The sequence below is a fragment of the Clostridium sp. MB05 genome (assembly GCF_046581255.1).
Taxonomy (GTDB): Bacteria; Bacillota; Clostridia; order Clostridiales; family Clostridiaceae; genus Clostridium.
Map to the genome: position 1 here is coordinate 3,344,182 of NZ_CP174370.1, position 17,031 is coordinate 3,361,212.

A 17,031-nucleotide genomic window follows, 5' to 3' on the forward strand; every position below is an offset into this window, starting at 1 on the left:
CCTACTTTACTTTAAATAATTCCATTCCAAACTCCACAATGTCTTCATCACTTCTTAAAACTTCTACTATTTCTCCATCATATTCAGAGGTAATTTCGTTCATTATTTTCATAGCCTCTACTATGCAAATAACATCACCTTTTTTAACCTTAGTTCCTACTTTAACATAAGGTTTTCCCCCTGGAGTTCCTGATGAATAATATGTGCCTACTAAAGGTGATTTAACTACTTTTAAGTTTTCATCTTTGATAGACTCTATATTAGCTTCTTCTTTTATTTCAGTTTTGTTGTTTACTATTATTGAATTGTTTTCAGAAGCTTTAAATTCTTTTTGGGTTTCTTTTTTGTTTTCTTTTGAACTTTCCTTAAAGCCTTCTTCATTTTTGCTAAGCTTTAATTTAATTCCTTCACTTTCTAATTCAAAAACTCTAAGGGAAGATGAATCTATTGACTTTATTAACTCTTTTATTTGCTCATAATTTAGCATTATTATCTTCCTCTCCATTTTTTAAATATAACTGTACCATTATGTCCACCAAAACCTAGTGAATTAGACATAGCATATTCTATCTCTTCATTCTTACCATTATTTACAACTAAATTTAAGTCACATTCTTCGTCTGGATTTAGATAATTTATATTTGCTGGTATAAAACTGTTTTCTAAAGCTTTTATAGAAATTATTGCTTCTACAGCTCCAGCTGCTCCAAGTAAGTGTCCTGTCATAGACTTAGTTGAACTTACATAAACATCTTTTGAGTAATCACCAAAAGCTTTTTTTATAGCTAATGTTTCAACTTTATCATTTATTTCTGTTGATGTACCATGAGCATTTATATATCCAATTTCACTTGGCGATAAATTTGCATCTTTCATCGCATCTCTCATTGCTCTATAAGCTCCATCTCCATCAAGAGTTGGGGAAGTTATGTGGTAAGCATCACAAGTTGTTCCGTAGCCTACAACTTCTCCATAAATTTTTGCTCCTCTTTGAATAGCACCTTCTAAATCTTCTAGAATTAATGCACCTGCACCTTCTCCCATTACAAAGCCATTTCTATCTTTATCAAAAGGTATAGATGCTCTATTAATATCTTCACTTTTACTTAAAGCTGTTAAAGATTGGAACCCTGCTATTCCAAATTCACAGATAGATGCTTCTGATCCACCTACAATTGCTTTATCTAAATATCCATCCTTTATGCTTCTGTATGCTTCCCCAATACAATGAGTTGAAGTTGCACAAGCTGAGGTAACGCTTAAACAAGTTCCTAAAAGACCAAATTCTATTGCTATAGATCCTGCTGCTATATTAGATATTGATGCTGGTATAGTTAAAGGTGAAACTCTATTAGGGCCTTTAGCTACTAAAGTTTTTATTTGATTTTCTATCGTAGAAAGTCCACCTATTCCTGATCCAAATATTACTCCAAATCTTTCTTTATCAACATTATCTAAATCTATCTCACTATCTTTAATACATTCTTTAGAAGCTACTAATGCTAATTGAGTATATCTATCTAGCCTCTTAGCATCTTTTTTACCTAAGTAATCTTCAGCATTAAAGTCTTTAACCTCTGCTGCTACTTTAACCTTAAAGTCTTCTGTATTAAAAAATGTTATTTTATCTATACCATTTTTTCCTTCTTTAACAGCATTCCAAAAACTTTCTATTGAATTACCTATTGGTGTTATAGCTCCTAATCCTGTGATTACTACTCTTCTCTTCATAACAATTCACTCCTTTTAAAGCATAACCATTCCACCATCTACATTTATTACCTGACCAGTAATGTAATCAGATAAATTAGATGATAAGAATAAAGATAAATTAGCTACTTCCTTCGGCTCTCCTATTTTTTTCATAGGAATAGTTTTCAAAACTTCTTCTTTAACTCTATCTGGTAATACTTTTGTCATATCTGTATTTATATATCCTGGAGCAATAACATTAACATTTATGTTTCTAGCTGCAAGTTCTCTTGCTACAGATTTTGAAAAGCCTATAACTCCAGCCTTAGATGCAGCATAATTACATTGTCCTGCATTTCCTGTTACTCCAACAACAGAAGATATATTTATTATTTTTCCATATCTTTGCTTAACCATTACTGCTGAAACAGCTTTTGTTGTGTTAAAGGTTCCTTTTAAATTTACGTTTATAACATCATCAAAATCTTTTTCATTCATTCTTATAATTAATCCATCTTTAGTTATTCCTGCATTATTAATTAAGATGTCTATGCTTTCAAAGTTATCTTTAACTTCTTTTATAAAGTTATTAACTTCCCCTTCATCACTTACATCACATTTAACTGCTACTACCTTTACTCCAAAGCTTTTTAATTCTTCTATTAGGCTTTCTATTTCTTCATTATAATTTCTATAATTTATTGCAATATTAGCTCCATTTTCAGCTAATGTCTTTGCTATCTCTCTTCCTATACCTCTAGTTCCGCCTGTAACTATTGCATTTTTATTTTTAAGCATTTAACTACCTATCCCTTCTAATGTTTTTTCTAAGGATTTAATATCTTCAACATTATAAATTCTTACCTTTAAACCTTTTTCTCTACTTATTTCTTTTATAAAACTACTTAGTACTCTTCCAGGTCCAAATTCTATAAATGTATCAACACCCATATCAAGCATTTTTTCTACGCTTTCGCTCCATCTTACAGATGATTTAACTTGATTAAAAAGTAACTCTTTTATATTAGTTTTATCTTCTATAAAGTCTGCTGTAACATTAGATATAATTTTTATACTAGGATCATTAAATTTTATATTTTCAAGTTCTTTTTTTAGTTTTATTGAAGCTTCTTCTAATAAGGAAGTATGAAAAGGACCAGATACCTTTAATTCTATAGCCCTTTTAGCCCCTGCTTCTAAGCATAACTCTTTAGCTTTTTCTACTGCTTCTTTTTCTCCACCAATTACAATTTGATTATTTGTATTGTAATTTGCAATTTCTACTACGCCTTCTTCTCTTACTCTTTCTAAAACTGACTTTAGTTTTTCTAAGGATAATCCTATTACTGCTACCATTGAACCAATTCCAACCGGAACTGCTTCTTGCATAAATCTTCCTCTCTTTTTAACTAAAGCTAAAGCTTCTTCAAAATCTAAAGCTTTAGATGCTACTAAAGCAGAATATTCTCCAAGGCTTAAGCCTGCAACAACATCTGCTTTAATGCCCTTTTCTTCAAAGGCTTCTTTAGCAGCAATTGAAGTTAATAAAATCGCTGGCTGTGTATTTTCTGTAATATCTAATTCTTCTTTACTACCATTAAATATTAATTCCTTTATATCAAAACCTAAAATATCATTTGCTTTATCAAAAATTCCTTTACATCTTGGAATGTTTTCATATAACTCTTTTCCCATTCCTATATACTGTGATCCTTGACCTGCAAAAATAAATGCTGTTTTCATACTTCCTCCTCTTTAAAGGCTCTTTCTTATCTTTTCATATTCCATAAACATTTCTTCTATAATTTCTTTAGCGCTTTGTCTTTTTGTAATCATTCCTGAAATTTGACCTGCCATAAGAGATCCTCTTTCTACATCACCATCTTTTACAGCTTTCCTAAGAGCCCCTTTTCCTAACTCACCTAATTCCTCTATCGAAGCGTTCTTACCTTCAAGGTTTAAGTATTCCCTTGCAAGTTTATTTTTTATAACTTGAACTGGGTGTCCTGTAATTCTACCTGTTACAACAGTATCTATATCTTTAGCTTTTATTACAGCTTCTTTATAGTTATCATGTATATTACATTCATCTGCAACTAAAAATCTTGTTCCAACTTGAACTCCACCTGCTCCAAATATAAATGCTGCTGCAATTCCTCTTCCATCACCTATTCCACCTGCTGCAATAACAGGAATATTTACTGCATCTACAACTTGAGGAACTAAAACCATTGTTGTTAACTTTCCTATATGACCTCCAGCTTCACAACCTTCTGCAATTATTGCATCTGCTCCTGCTCTTTCCATTCTTCTAGCTAATGCAACTGATGCAACTACAGGAATAACTTTTATTCCCGCTTCTTTCCATTTTTCAATGTACTTTCCTGGGTTTCCTGCTCCAGTTGTAATAACCTTAACTCCCTCTTCAATTGCAATTTGAGCTAACTCACCTGCATTCTCTGAAAGTAACATTATATTAAGTCCAAAAGGTTTATCAGTTAATTCTTTTGTCTTTCTAATTTCTTCTCTTACGAAACTTGCAGGAGCATTTGCTCCTGCTATTATTCCAAGTCCACCTGCATTGGATACTGCAGCTGCTAAAGAACTATCTGAAACCCACGCCATTCCCCCTTGAAAAATAGGGTATTTAATATTTAACAATTTGCAAATATTATTGTTCATGAGATTTCCTCCACTCTATTTTTCTATAGCATTCTCTATATACTTTACTGCATCTCCTACAGTTTTAATATTTTCAACATTTTCTACCTTTACATCAAATGCATCTTCAAGATCCATTACAACTTGGAATAAATCTAATGAATCTGCTCCTAAATCTTCTATAAAACTAGTTTCTAATTTTACTTCTTCCTCGTTAACTCCTAATTGTTCTACTACTATGCCTTTAATTTTTTCAAATACCATTTTAAAATCCTCCTAAAATTTAATTAATGCTCCTGCCCAGGTTAATCCTCCACCAAAGGCAGCTACAATTATTTTATCTCCTCTATTTATTAGACCTTTTTCAAGAAGCTCACTTAATGCTATTGGAATACTTGCTGCTGAAGTATTACCATATTTATCAACATTAACATAAAACTTATCTTTATCTAATTTTAATCTTCTTGCAGCCTCATCAATTATTCTTAAATTTGCCTGATGAGGTACTATATATTTTATATTTGCTATATCTTCATTTGCCTTTTCTAATAGTTCATTAACTATTTGAGGTAATATTGATACTGCAAATTTAAAAACTTCTGCACCTTTCATTTCTATATATCTTTTTTCAAATTTTTTTTCTTTTGCAAAAGGTGTATTAAGCTCTAATTGGCCTCCAACTAAACTTTTCTCTCCTAAATTTCCGTCTGATGAAAAACAAGTGCTTATAATACCTTCTTCATCATTTGAAATTTCAATTACTGCTGCTCCAGCTCCATCTCCAAATAGTATACAAGTTCCCCTATCAGTCCAATCTACTATTCTAGATAAAACTTCTGATCCAATTACTAAAGCTCTTTTTTTATCAGTACCTTTAATTAAACTAGATGCCACAATTAGGGAATATACAAATCCTGAACATGCTGCTGACACATCAAAAGCTGCTGCATTTTTGCAACCTAGAAGACCTTGCACACTACATGCTGTAGATGGCATTATTTTATCTGGTGAAGTTGTTGCTACTACTATTAAATCAATATCATCTTTACTACAATTGCTGTTTTTTAAGGCTTCTAAAGCCGCTTTATAAGCTAATTCAACAGTTCCTTCTCCAGTAGATATTCTTCTTTCTTTTATCCCTGTTCTTTTTATTATCCATTCATCAGTAGTATCAACTATATTCTCTAAATGTTTATTACTAATAATGTTTTCTGGACAATAGTGACCTAATCCAACTACTTTTACGCCTTTCATTTAACGCCTCTTTCTAAAATTTGATATTTAAACACACAAAATTGTATTCATCAAATATTTTAATAATCAAAGTTTTTTCGTATATTAAGTTACTATTTTTTTTAAATTTATACTTGTATATATGATGTTAATATAAGTCCAATTAAATAACTAAAAGTTGGTTGAAATATATATTTTTGTCTCTTCGCTTCTTCCACCACCTCTCAAATATTTTGACTATCAAAGTAATACCATCATAATAATACCATTTTTTTAATTTGTCAAGATTCGTAACTTTTTTTTAATTATTGTATTTTTTAAATTTCTAGATTATACTATTAAATAATACTTTGATTGTCAAAGTATTATTTAGTAAATTTAAAGGAGTAAAATTATGAATATTAAACCATTAATCATTGGTAATTTAATAGCTAAAGTCCCTGTAATTCAAGGGGGAATGGGAGTTGGAGTATCTCTATCAAATCTTGCTGGTAATGTTGCAAAGAATGGTGCCATCGGTGTTATCTCTGGTGCTCATGCAGGTTATATGGAAGATGATTTTGAAACTAATACATTAAAAGCTAACCTTAGGGGTTTATCAAAACATATAAAAAGAGCTAAAGAAATAAGCTCAAATGGAATAATAGGTGTAAACCTAATGGTTGCCATGAACAATTACGTTGAGCATGTTAAAACAGCAATTGAAGCTGGAGCGGACTTAATTATATCTGGTGCTGGACTTCCACTAAATCTACCTGAAATTACAAAAGGAAGCTCTATAAAAATAGCTCCTATTGTTTCTTCTTCAAAAGCTGTAAGAGTAATTTTAGGATATTGGAAAAAGCATTTTAATAGAACTGCTGATGCAATAATCGTTGAAGGTCCAATGGCTGGAGGTCATCTTGGATTTAAAGCTAACAATCTACAAGATGAAATTAAAAACTTCGATAATAATGTTTTAAATATAATGAAAGAAGTCAAAATATTTGAAAATGAGTTTAACACAAATATACCTATTGTAGTTGCTGGTGGTGTATTCACTCATGAAGATATGATTAAATACTTAAGTCTTGGAGCTAGTGGAGTTCAAATGGCAACTAGATTTGTAGCAACTCATGAATGTGATGCTCATCCTAATTTTAAGGAAGCATATGTAAACTGCAAGAAGGAAGATATTAAAATAACTGTAAGTCCAGTGGGAATGCCAGGAAGAGCTATTTTCAATGAATTTACTCAAAGGGTTAGTAAGGGAAAAATTAAAATAACTAAATGTTATGATTGTTTAATTCCTTGTAATCCTGCAGATACTCCATATTGTATATCATTAGCTTTAATTAATGCAGTTAAAGGAGATCTTGAAAATGGATTAGTTTTCTGTGGTGCTAATGCCTATAGAATAGATAAAATAGTTTCTGTTAAAGAACTTATAAGTGAACTAATGGGTGAAGAAACTAAATAATTATGAAATAAATATATAAAAAACAAAATAATTATGGAAGTAATTCAGTATACTGAATTACTTCCATTTTTATTTCTATGGATTACAAAATTAAGACTTAAATTATTTAACATGACTACTTGTTTACATTTTCTATTATTTCACAAGCATATTTTATTATATTTTAGGAGGGAAATTTATGTCCTATGTTGAGAAAAAACCTATTAATCGTGGTAGATTAAGATTGTTTTTAGGACAAACTTACTATAAGGTGAGAAAGTATTTTTACTGGTGGTTCTCTAAAAATTCATATAGTAAAAATATTTATAAAGAACAATTAGAACATATAATTTTTAGACATAGCACTCCTCTTTATAGAAAGCTAAAGAATGTAGATATGTATTTGCAACATAATAAGGTTGAAAATTTAAAGCTTGCATTAGAAAAGCTTGATGGTGTTGTTATTATGCCTGGAGAGTATTTTTCTTACTGGAAACTTATTGGAAAGCCTACTTATAGAAAAGGTTATAAGGATGGTGTAATTCTTTGTCCAAATGGAGATTTTAAACCTGGTGTTGGTGGAGGTCTTTGCCAATTATCTAACTTACTTTATTGGATTACTCTTCATACACCTCTAGCTGTTACTGAAAGATATAGACACAGTCATGATGTTTTCCCTGATATTAATAGAACTCAACCTTTTGGCTCTGGTGCCACTTGCTACTTTAACTATTTAGACTTAGAAATTAAAAACACTACAAATAAGCCTTATCAGCTGAAACTGTATCTTACTAAAGATAATCTTATAGGTGAATGGCGCTCTACTGAAGTTTGCAATTATGAATATGAAGTTTATGAAAAAGAACATTCTATAACACCTGGCTTTTTTGGACATTATATTAGAAATAATATTATATATAGAAAAGTTTTAAATCTAGATGGTGATGAAATTAAAGATGAATATATATGTGAAAATCATGCATTTATGGTGTATCAACCTTATTTAGAAAATTTATAATTTATGATTAATAAAAAGATAAATTATCTTATTTTAAAAAATATTACTGGAAATTACAATTTCCAGTAATATTTAATAAATTATATAAATTTATATATAGTCTCGTTACTCTTATATTTAAATTTTTAACTGTATGAAATACTATATTGTTTTAGCTTCTGATTTCAATAATCTATTGTCCTTTTAAAGCCTTGTGAACTTCTATAAACTCTTCAGAAATTGTTTTAAAAGCATCTGCAACCATTAATTGGTCCTCAGCATGCATTAATAACAGTTCAAATTCTGTTTTATTTCCTGCAGCTTCTTGTTGAATTAGCTCACCATGGCAGTGATGTCCTTCATTGAATATTTTTTCGCCTTCATCTATTAACTCTTGTGCTTTTTGAAAGTTTCCTTTTTTTGCCTCTTGTATAGCTTCTATATACATACTTCTTGCTGTTCCTACGGCAGAAATAATTTGGAAGCTTATTAATTCTGTGCTTTGCATACTATCTATATCCCCATTTCTTTCTTTGCATCTGCAACAACCTTTGCTCCATTCATAGTTCCATAAGCTGCCATATCAATTACCATTATCTTTTTACCTGGTAACATCTCTTTAACCTTATTTAATTGGAATCTAACTTGTGGTCCAAGTAAAATAATATCGCAATCTGCTCCCTTCTCTTTAACTTCAGAAATCGGATGTGCATTTATTTGATATTCTTCACTTTCCTTTGCAACAGCTTCTTTCATTTTATTTACTAGTAAGCTTGTTGACATACCTGCGTTACAAACTAAAAGTATCTTTTTCATATTTAAAACTCCTCTCCATTACCTTACTATATTTAATCTATTCATTGTGCACTAAATGCTATTTTTCGTCTAAAAATTCAAAATCTAAAGATAAATTCTATTTTGTTTGGCTAAATAACCAATTTATCATTTCTTGATCTTGCAGTGCAGGAACCCAAGAAAAATGTCCCATTGGCAATACAGTACCTTCTGGATATTCTGTATACTTAACTTTAGTACCACCTAATTCTTCTATTACTTTTTTAGCATCTCTACTATATCTTACATCGACTAATGGATCATCAACTGCATGGTAAATCCAAATTGGCATATTCTTTATCTTTTCAAAATTAGTAAAATCACTTACTGGCTTATACTCATCTCCAAGATTCATTTTACTAACATCTCCAATACCACAAATAGGAACTGCAGCAGCAAATAAGTCTGGGTTCTTTTCAATTACATTCCAAGTTCCAATACCACCATTAGACATTCCGACAACATAAATTCTATTTTTATCTACATCATACTTATCAATAGTTTCTTTTAATAAGTTTAATACTGTTGTATAATTTGGCTCTTCTACCCAATACATTGTTAACTCTTCTTTAGCAAGTGCTTGTGGAGCTAATACATATGCTGGATTTTTTGCTTGTTGTTCAGGTTCTGCCCAAGCTGTTGCACCTTGATTTCCAATTAAATGCATAAGATTGTCACTACCTCTTTCACCTGAACCATGTAAGAATAATATTAATGGATATTTCTTTCCGTCTTCTTTCTTTGGCTCGAATAATCCATAATTAATATTATTTCCAGATGCATCTTTATAAGTTAACTTTTTAAAATCATCTGCAACAGGAGTAACTATATTAGAATATTTAACTTTATCAGATGTAGCCTTAAATCCATTGCCATTTTTTGTTTTTATATTAGATTTTAAAGTTACTGTATAGTTAATTTCATTTCTATAATTTAAAAATGCCTCTTCATTAAATCCAAGTGTTGTCGCATTAGCATCTTCTGGATTTAACTCAATTACAACATATTTTCCATCCTTTGACTCATCTGATATAGCTATTTCACTATTGGTATATACTCTTGTAATATTTCTAGTTTCAGTTTTATTGTCAACAGTTGTTTCTACACTAAAATTTTTAGTATCTAAATATTTTGAATCAACTGTATCTCCAAAATCACAAACCATAGCATATCCCACTTCACCATATGGACTAACCTTAGTTATAAGTGTTACATTTGAAGTATCCAGTGTACTTTTATTTCCTGAGCCGCATCCTGTTATCACACTACCAAGAATGCAAATTGTTAAACCAGCTAATATATTCGTAATCTTTCTTTTTTTAAACATTTTTAATTCCCCTCATTTATACTTATAATATCAAAATTTTTTATTAATTATTATTAAATTAAATTTCTAAATTATAAAATTTCTCCATTACTTTCAATGACTTTTTTATACCAATAAAAACTATCTTTTTTATATCGTTTTAATGCTCCATTCCCTTTATCATCTTTATCTACATAAATCATACCATATCTCTTAGACATTTCCCCTGTACTTGCACTTATTAAGTCAATACATCCCCAAGGAGTATATCCTATTAAGTCAACACCATCTTCATCAATAGCACGTCCCATTTCTTGGATATGTCTTCTCAAATATTCTATTCTATATTCGTCATGTACTTTACCATCTTCAGTAAGAACATCTTTTGCACCTAATCCATTTTCAACTATGAATAAAGGCTTTTCATAACGTTCATATAACTTATTTAAACTTATACGTAATCCAACAGGATCTATTTGCCATCCCCATTGACTCTTTTCTAAATAAGGATTTTCTCCACCTTCAGTCATATTTCCGTTCACTTCTTCAACATCTATCCCAGATGTCCAAGACATATAATAGCTAAAGCCTATGAAATCTACTTTCCCTTTCATTAGAATATCTTCATCTTCTGGCTCCATTACTATTTTAATATCATTGCTTTTAAATAATTTTTTTGATTTATTAGAATACTTGCCTCTAACTTGTACATCAGAATAATGATAGGTTTCATCATCATCTTTTATCGCTTCCATGATATCTAATGGATTACATGTACGAGGATATGATGGTCCATACATAAGCATCATTCCAACTTTCATATCACTAGATATGCTATGTGCTAATGATACTGCCTTAGCACTAGCTACAAATTGATGATGAGCCATTTGCATTATTAACTCAGTGTTGTTTGTATTAATTCCTGTTGAAAAAAATGATTTGTATCCTATTACGTTTATTTCATTGAATGTCATCCAATATTTAACTCTATCTTTATATCTTCTGAATAATGTATCACAAAAATTAACGTAGAAATCTATCATTTTTCTATTTTTCCATGATTGGTATTTTTCAACCAAATTATAAGGAACCTCATAATGAGAAATTGTTACTATCGGTTCTATTCCATACTTATCTAATTCATCTAGTAAAGAATCATAAAATTTTAACCCTTCTTCATTTGGTTCAAGTTCATCTCCATTAGGGAAAATACGTGGCCAGTTTATTGAAAATCTAAAACATTTAAAACCCATTTCTGCAAACATTGCTATATCTTCTTTATATCTATTATAAAAATCTATAGCTTCATGAGATGGATAATATTTTCCCTCTATTACTCCTTTTGTATATTCTCTTTTATGTTCGGGATTACATACTGTTGCAATATCAGCGCTACTTAAACCTTTTCCATCAACGTTATAAGCTCCTTCACACTGATTGGCAGAAATAGCTCCTCCCCATAAAAAATTCTTTGGAAAAGTCATCTGGTTAGGCCTCCCCACTTATCTCTTGAGATTGCCCACTTACTTCTTGGGCTTGCATTCTCTCTTCTTTAAGGGCTTTTTCATCAGCCATTTTGAAAAATGGTAAGTATAATAAAGTTAAAGCTGCTATTACTACAACCATAACAAGAGCAAAACGGAATCCTCCTTCTACCCACTCTACAATAATTGGTGGTGTTACCCATGGTAATTCAATAGTTGGATTATAAAAGTTTAAAAATCCTATTTTATAAAATATATGAATAATACCTCCACCTAAAGCAGTTGATAATATTAAAGGTAAAAAGAATATTGGGTTTAAAACAATTGGAATACCAAAAATTAATGGTTCATTTATATTAAAAATACTTGGTATAAGTGTTAACTTTCTCATTGATTTAAAACGCTCTGATTTTGCAAATAACATACTAATTGCAAGTCCTAATGTATTACCAGTACCTCCAATCATAAGTATACTAAGCATAAATAACATCTCTAAATATGGTAAAGGTTCTCCTGCTAAAAATGCTCCTACATTTGCAACTAAAACTGGTGCTGCAACTGCATAAAAAATATTTATTATAGCACTTGGATGAACACCAAAAAACCATAGTATATTAGCAAAAGTAAATATTAGTACTATAGACAATGGAGTTACACCTACATTAGTAATTGGATTTGTAATTACAGTATTTACAAAATCCATGGCATTTCCATATGGGGTAAATATAAATATTGCTTTAACTACAAATGCTAGTACAAAAATAATCATAGCAACAAAAGTTGGACTCAATGAATCAGTTACCATTGGTGGTACTGAATCTGGAAGCTTGATTTTTATATTTTTCTTCATTAAGTAGCTATATAGTCGTGTAACACATATTGCAACAATCATTGCAACAAAAATTCCTTCACTTCCAATAGATGAAGTTTTAAGGAATGCTGCATACTCCCCTGGAGCTAATTCTATTTGACTTTGTGGTGCTAAAACTAAGAAAAAAGCTAAACTTAAAATTAAAGCAGTAATAGGATTTTCATCCTCAATTTTAGCCGTTTCATATGCTATTGTACATACAATATAGATAGCATATAATCCATTAGTAATATTAAGTAAATCTTGGATTACTTGCGTTAACCCTAAGTTTTCTAATAATGTTTGCCATGGACCTATTGGCAAATTTCCTACAATAGCTATAAAAGCAACACCTAATGATACTGGTAATACTGACATCATACCATTAGTCAATGCCTGAACAACCTTATTTTCTGACATCTTTTGGGCAATAGGCCCAACAAACTTTTCTAGAAATATTTGAAATTTTGAAAACATAATAATTCCCTCCTTTATTTGATTAAATTATAAACCTTAAAGCCGCTTTAATGTAAAGCATTTCTTTTGAATTTTTTATATCTAATTTTTATTAACTCAATTGACTATATAAAGTATAAAAGTTAAAATAATCTATGGTGATAAAAATGAGTAAAACATGTACTATTGATAAAATTTCAAAACTTTTTAGTATTCCAAAATCAACATTAAGATACTGGGAAAGTGAAGGCTTAATATCTTCTATAAGAAATGATGAAAACGATTATCGTGAATATAGTACAGATAATTTACTTGAAATTTGTGATATAAAGTTCTATAGAAGCTTAAATTTACCTATAAGAAGATTAAAAAATATATTGCAGATGGGCATTGATGATAACGAAGATTTATTAAAAGAATCGCAAACTGAAATTCAAAATAAAATAGAAGATTTAAATAAAACTTTAAATAAAATAAATTATTCTTTAGAAAAAATTCAACTATTTAGGGAATTGCAAGAAAGGCCTTATTCAATTTCCACTCCAAAATTTAATAAAATAGTACACTTACGTTTAAGTGAAACAGAAAACGTACTTGAGTACATTCAAAATCAACATGTTTTGTCCTTTGTAACAGACTTTACCAAGTGTAGTATAAATTATTATGGTACGATTTCAGTAAATAGTCCTGATACCTCTAAAAAAGCTCTATGGGAAAATGATAATACTCCACATACTTACATAACCTGTCTTTTACCAGTTAAAGATGATATTATTGATAAATTAACTCTAGATAAGCATCTTGATTATATTCATTCAATTAATTCTAAACCTGGAATAATTTTAGCTCAATACTTAGCTTCTGATTACCCTTATGATTATTTTCAGGCTTGGATTGAGATTATTTGATTTATATTATAGTAGTGTAGGTACTTTTGTTTAAAACAAAGTACCTACATTACTAAAATATAGTGGCGAAAGGACTACCCTTTTGCCACTGTATTATTTCTATATATCTTACAATAATATTCACAGCATAAAAAGCTAAGACTTATAATTAAGTCTTAGCTTTATAACATATTCTAAATTTATAGTGCTATTTTTCACTTTTCCCTTTTTCTACATAGCTCATATCATTTACAGATTCAACTGTGTATTTACCATCTTGATAAACAACTTTACATACACTAGCATTTTTTAATCCTGAAATAAGCTCCTCTGTACTTCCTGGTGCTATTTGCTCTAAGAAACTCATTATTGTAATACCATGTGATACAATTAATACCTTTCCTCCACCATTATCCTCTGTTTCCTTTGCAATTTTATCCATTGCAGGTTTTACTCTATTTGCAAGTTCTTCAGAACTCTCAGCCATATCATTTTCTGGCATTTTTGCATTCATATCTAAATTTCTTGGCATATCGAAAGTATCCATAAATTCCTCAAAAGTCATATTGTTAGCTTTTGCTACTTCTGCCCATGCAGTTTCAGTTTTTTCCCCTTCATAAATTCCAAAGGATACTTCTCTTAAATCTTTACTTTGATTTACTTTTAAATCTGGCTGTCCACTTTTATCTAAGACTATATTAGCAGTTTCTATAGCACGTCCACTATCACTAGAATAAGCAGCATCGAATTTAATTCCTTCTGCATCAAGTCCTTTTCCTAGGTATTCAGCTACTTCGATACCGGCTTCTGTAAGTGGAGCATCACACCATCCTTGCATTCTATCTGTTGTATTTAACATAGTTTTACCATGTCTTGTTAAATAAATTTCAACTGGTTTTGTTCCTTTAGTTTCTTTAGCTTTATTTTGGGCACATCCTACTGGTATAAATGATAATATTCCTACTAAGCATAATGATAAAATTCTTTTTTTCATATAAATTTCCTCCTTTAAATTTTTATAAATTTACTTTAACATTATAAACCTTAAAGCGGCTTTAATGTAAAGCATTTCATAAAGATTTTTTAAGGAACTTTAATAGACCTTTTAAATCTTTCTTTTATAGAATTACTGAAATTACTTTTTTATCTTTTACACTTAATAATTTATAAACTGTAATCCTTGTTTCAGTATTCCTTTCTAACTCTTTATTTTTTTAATTAACCTATTAATCTTTAATTCTTCAGCAATTTCTTTAAGCCTATATTCAACTATTTTTATTTTTCTTATCATAAAAAATCACCCTATTAAGAATATTATATATCTACTTAATAGGGTGGTTTTGGATTTAAAGTTTCTGTTTTCTATTTATAAGTTAATTTAATATCTTTATAAAAATATTCTAACTATAAGATTTTTTAACTGCCTTTAATAATACTTTTGGATCCTTCTTGTAAGGAGTTACTGGAATAACATTCTTATCCTTCACATTTAATAATGTGTAAACTGCAATTCTAGCTGCACGTACTGAGTACTCTTCAGTAAATACCATGTCTTCTGGTATTTCAACAAATTGACTTATCATTGCAAAGTTAGTTGACCCTTGTGGAACTACTTCTGGTCTATCAGCCATTTTACGTGGTTGGAATTGAGCATCAATATATGGCATCATACATGGGATTACATTTACTACTGTATCCATAATTTCATCTATTTGCTCTTCGAAATGTAGGTGATGTAAAAGTTCAATTAATAATTCTTCACCAGTACATTCTCTCATTGGTTTCTTTACATAGTCTCCAATTTTATCTGTATAAAGTCCATATCCCCAGAATATAGTTGTATCCATTGGCTGATTTTTAAAGTGAGGTTGAGCTGCAACAACTATACTCATTAACCAATTCGAATCCTTAAATGTCATTAAAGCTCCACTTCCTGGTATATTTCCTGAGAATTGTTCTATAAGTTTTAATAATTTATTTCCCTTACATGTTACAGTAAAACTTTCCCAATTCGTTTCATCTGGATGCCCAAAAAATGGTTCTGGATTTCCAAGACCTGGTTTCTTTTTAGCAACCTTTGACCAAAGCTCCCCTGATATTGGCTTGTCCGGATTATACTCAGGCGCAGTATTAATATCTCCTAGTGTTGCACTATCTGTCATGCAAGCATTAGTCATAATACATATATCTCCATCTTTAAGTTCAATTACTTTTTCTCTCTCTTCATCTTCTATATGAATAGCTGTTACTGTTATTCCCTCACCTTGTTTAAAATCTAAATCAGTTACTGTTTCATTTATGCTGAAATCAACACCAAATCCATCTAAATATGCTTTTAATGGAACTATAACTGATTCGTATTGATTATATTGAGTACGAGTAACACCTTCTAATGTTTCTATACGTGAGAATTCAAATATCATACGTTCCATATAACGTTTGAATTCAAATAAACTAGACCATTTTTGGAAAGCAAATGTAGTTTGCCACATATACCAGAAGTTTGTTGTAAAGAAATGTGGTGTATCTTTAAACCAATCTTCAATTGTTAAATCATCTAATTTTTCTTCTTTAGTAATCATTAATTTACCAAGTGCTATACGATCAGCATTATTAAATCCCATACCTTCTACATCTTGTATAACACCAAATTTATCAATTAAACGAGCTTGTGCATGTGTTGGATGTAAATGATCAAAATTTAGTATTTCTTCAGTAACACTCATGCCAGGCATATCTAATGATGGAACACTTCTAAGTAATTCCCAAAAGTTCTCATATGTTTCTTCATTTAACATTCTACCACCACGGCATACAAAACCATTTACAGGATCACCTGCACCATCATTACTTCCACCTAAAATATGCATACCCTCAATAATATGAATATTTTCGCCTTTAAAATTACAATCTCTAACTAAGTATGCAGCTCCTGCTAATGATGCTAATCCTCCACCAACAAAGTATACTTGTCTTTCCTTATTATCATCAAAATTTTCTGTAAAAGTTACAAATGCTGATTTTTTTCCTTCATTATTTTTTAATTTTTTAGCTGCTACTGTAGCTACTGCAGCTGCCCCTGCAATTGCACCTACTGCTAATAGAGGATTTATGTTAGTTTTTTTTGTTTTTTTACTCATAAAATGATCCCTCAACTTTCCTTCTAGATTATTTGTCTTTCTAATTAACATTA

Annotated in this window: 17 protein-coding genes; 3 read left to right on the top strand and 14 right to left on the bottom strand. The window is 30.1% G+C overall.

Annotation, left to right across the window (positions count from 1 at the left end; genetic code table 11):
- Position 1: 1 nt before the first annotated feature.
- From accB to ACH36K_RS15700, 7 genes are read right to left on the bottom strand one after another with little or no spacing between them, the layout of a single operon-like run.
- Positions 2–505, bottom strand: coding sequence for an acetyl-CoA carboxylase biotin carboxyl carrier protein (gene accB / locus ACH36K_RS15670; RefSeq protein WP_411168538.1), 504 nt, complete (start codon positions 503–505; stop codon positions 2–4).
- The gene (fabF, locus tag ACH36K_RS15675) at positions 490–1,731 is read right to left on the bottom strand and encodes a beta-ketoacyl-ACP synthase II (protein WP_411168539.1); all 1,242 of its coding nucleotides are present in this window, start codon (positions 1,729–1,731) and stop codon (positions 490–492) included. The genes accB and fabF overlap by 16 nt, the downstream gene beginning before the upstream one ends.
- A gap of 15 nt (positions 1,732–1,746) precedes the next feature.
- The gene (gene fabG / locus ACH36K_RS15680) at positions 1,747–2,490 is read right to left on the bottom strand and encodes a 3-oxoacyl-[acyl-carrier-protein] reductase (protein ID WP_411168540.1); all 744 of its coding nucleotides are present in this window, start codon (positions 2,488–2,490) and stop codon (positions 1,747–1,749) included.
- Positions 2,491–3,435: an ACP S-malonyltransferase gene (gene fabD / locus ACH36K_RS15685; RefSeq protein WP_411168541.1), complete on the bottom strand. Its 945-nt coding sequence runs from the start codon at positions 3,433–3,435 to the stop codon at positions 2,491–2,493. It lies immediately after the preceding gene.
- 12 nt (positions 3,436–3,447) lie between these two features.
- Positions 3,448–4,374, bottom strand: coding sequence for an enoyl-[acyl-carrier-protein] reductase FabK (gene fabK, locus ACH36K_RS15690; RefSeq protein ID WP_411168542.1), 927 nt, complete (start codon positions 4,372–4,374; stop codon positions 3,448–3,450).
- A gap of 15 nt (positions 4,375–4,389) precedes the next feature.
- Complete coding sequence (gene acpP, locus ACH36K_RS15695; protein WP_322458835.1) at positions 4,390–4,617, bottom strand: acyl carrier protein; 228 nt, start codon at positions 4,615–4,617, stop codon at positions 4,390–4,392.
- 12 nt (positions 4,618–4,629) lie between these two features.
- Positions 4,630–5,607: a beta-ketoacyl-ACP synthase III gene (locus ACH36K_RS15700; RefSeq protein ID WP_411168543.1), complete on the bottom strand. Its 978-nt coding sequence runs from the start codon at positions 5,605–5,607 to the stop codon at positions 4,630–4,632.
- Between the two features lie 373 nt (positions 5,608–5,980).
- Here ACH36K_RS15700 and ACH36K_RS15705 point away from each other — a divergent pair, with 373 nt between their 5' ends.
- Together ACH36K_RS15705 and ACH36K_RS15710 are read left to right on the top strand one after the other, a co-directional pair.
- Complete coding sequence (locus tag ACH36K_RS15705; protein WP_411168544.1) at positions 5,981–7,045, top strand: NAD(P)H-dependent flavin oxidoreductase; 1,065 nt, start codon at positions 5,981–5,983, stop codon at positions 7,043–7,045.
- A gap of 178 nt (positions 7,046–7,223) precedes the next feature.
- Positions 7,224–8,042: a VanW family protein gene (locus ACH36K_RS15710; RefSeq protein ID WP_411168545.1), complete on the top strand. Its 819-nt coding sequence runs from the start codon at positions 7,224–7,226 to the stop codon at positions 8,040–8,042.
- Between the two features lie 172 nt (positions 8,043–8,214).
- Here the strand turns inward: ACH36K_RS15710 and ACH36K_RS15715 are convergent, their stop codons facing one another.
- The 5 genes from ACH36K_RS15715 to ACH36K_RS15735 all read right to left on the bottom strand — a co-directional run bounded on the left by ACH36K_RS15715 (position 8,215) and on the right by ACH36K_RS15735 (position 12,972).
- Positions 8,215–8,529 carry a PTS lactose/cellobiose transporter subunit IIA gene (locus ACH36K_RS15715; RefSeq protein WP_411168546.1) on the bottom strand — a complete coding sequence of 105 codons (315 nt, stop codon included), beginning with the start codon at positions 8,527–8,529 and terminating at the stop codon, positions 8,215–8,217.
- A gap of 5 nt (positions 8,530–8,534) precedes the next feature.
- Positions 8,535–8,837, bottom strand: coding sequence for a PTS sugar transporter subunit IIB (locus tag ACH36K_RS15720; protein WP_411168547.1), 303 nt, complete (start codon positions 8,835–8,837; stop codon positions 8,535–8,537).
- A gap of 97 nt (positions 8,838–8,934) precedes the next feature.
- On the bottom strand, positions 8,935–10,182 hold the full coding sequence (locus ACH36K_RS15725) for a prolyl oligopeptidase family serine peptidase (protein ID WP_411168548.1): 1,248 nt from the start codon (positions 10,180–10,182) through the stop codon (positions 8,935–8,937).
- A 71-nt stretch (positions 10,183–10,253) separates the two neighbouring features.
- Positions 10,254–11,645, bottom strand: a complete 1,392-nt coding sequence (locus ACH36K_RS15730; protein ID WP_411168549.1) for a glycoside hydrolase family 1 protein — start codon at positions 11,643–11,645, stop codon at positions 10,254–10,256.
- Between the two features lie 4 nt (positions 11,646–11,649).
- Positions 11,650–12,972, bottom strand: a complete 1,323-nt coding sequence (locus ACH36K_RS15735; protein WP_411168550.1) for a PTS sugar transporter subunit IIC — start codon at positions 12,970–12,972, stop codon at positions 11,650–11,652.
- Between the two features lie 146 nt (positions 12,973–13,118).
- Here ACH36K_RS15735 and ACH36K_RS15740 point away from each other — a divergent pair, with 146 nt between their 5' ends.
- Positions 13,119–13,859, top strand: coding sequence for a MerR family transcriptional regulator (locus tag ACH36K_RS15740; protein ID WP_411168551.1), 741 nt, complete (start codon positions 13,119–13,121; stop codon positions 13,857–13,859).
- Between the two features lie 187 nt (positions 13,860–14,046).
- Here ACH36K_RS15740 and ACH36K_RS15745 read toward each other — a convergent pair whose 3' ends face one another.
- Positions 14,047–14,832 carry a histidine phosphatase family protein gene (locus tag ACH36K_RS15745; protein WP_411168552.1) on the bottom strand — a complete coding sequence of 262 codons (786 nt, stop codon included), beginning with the start codon at positions 14,830–14,832 and terminating at the stop codon, positions 14,047–14,049.
- 406 nt (positions 14,833–15,238) lie between these two features.
- Positions 15,239–16,978: an oleate hydratase gene (locus tag ACH36K_RS15750; RefSeq protein ID WP_411168553.1), complete on the bottom strand. Its 1,740-nt coding sequence runs from the start codon at positions 16,976–16,978 to the stop codon at positions 15,239–15,241.
- Positions 16,979–17,031: the final 53 nt, after the last annotated feature.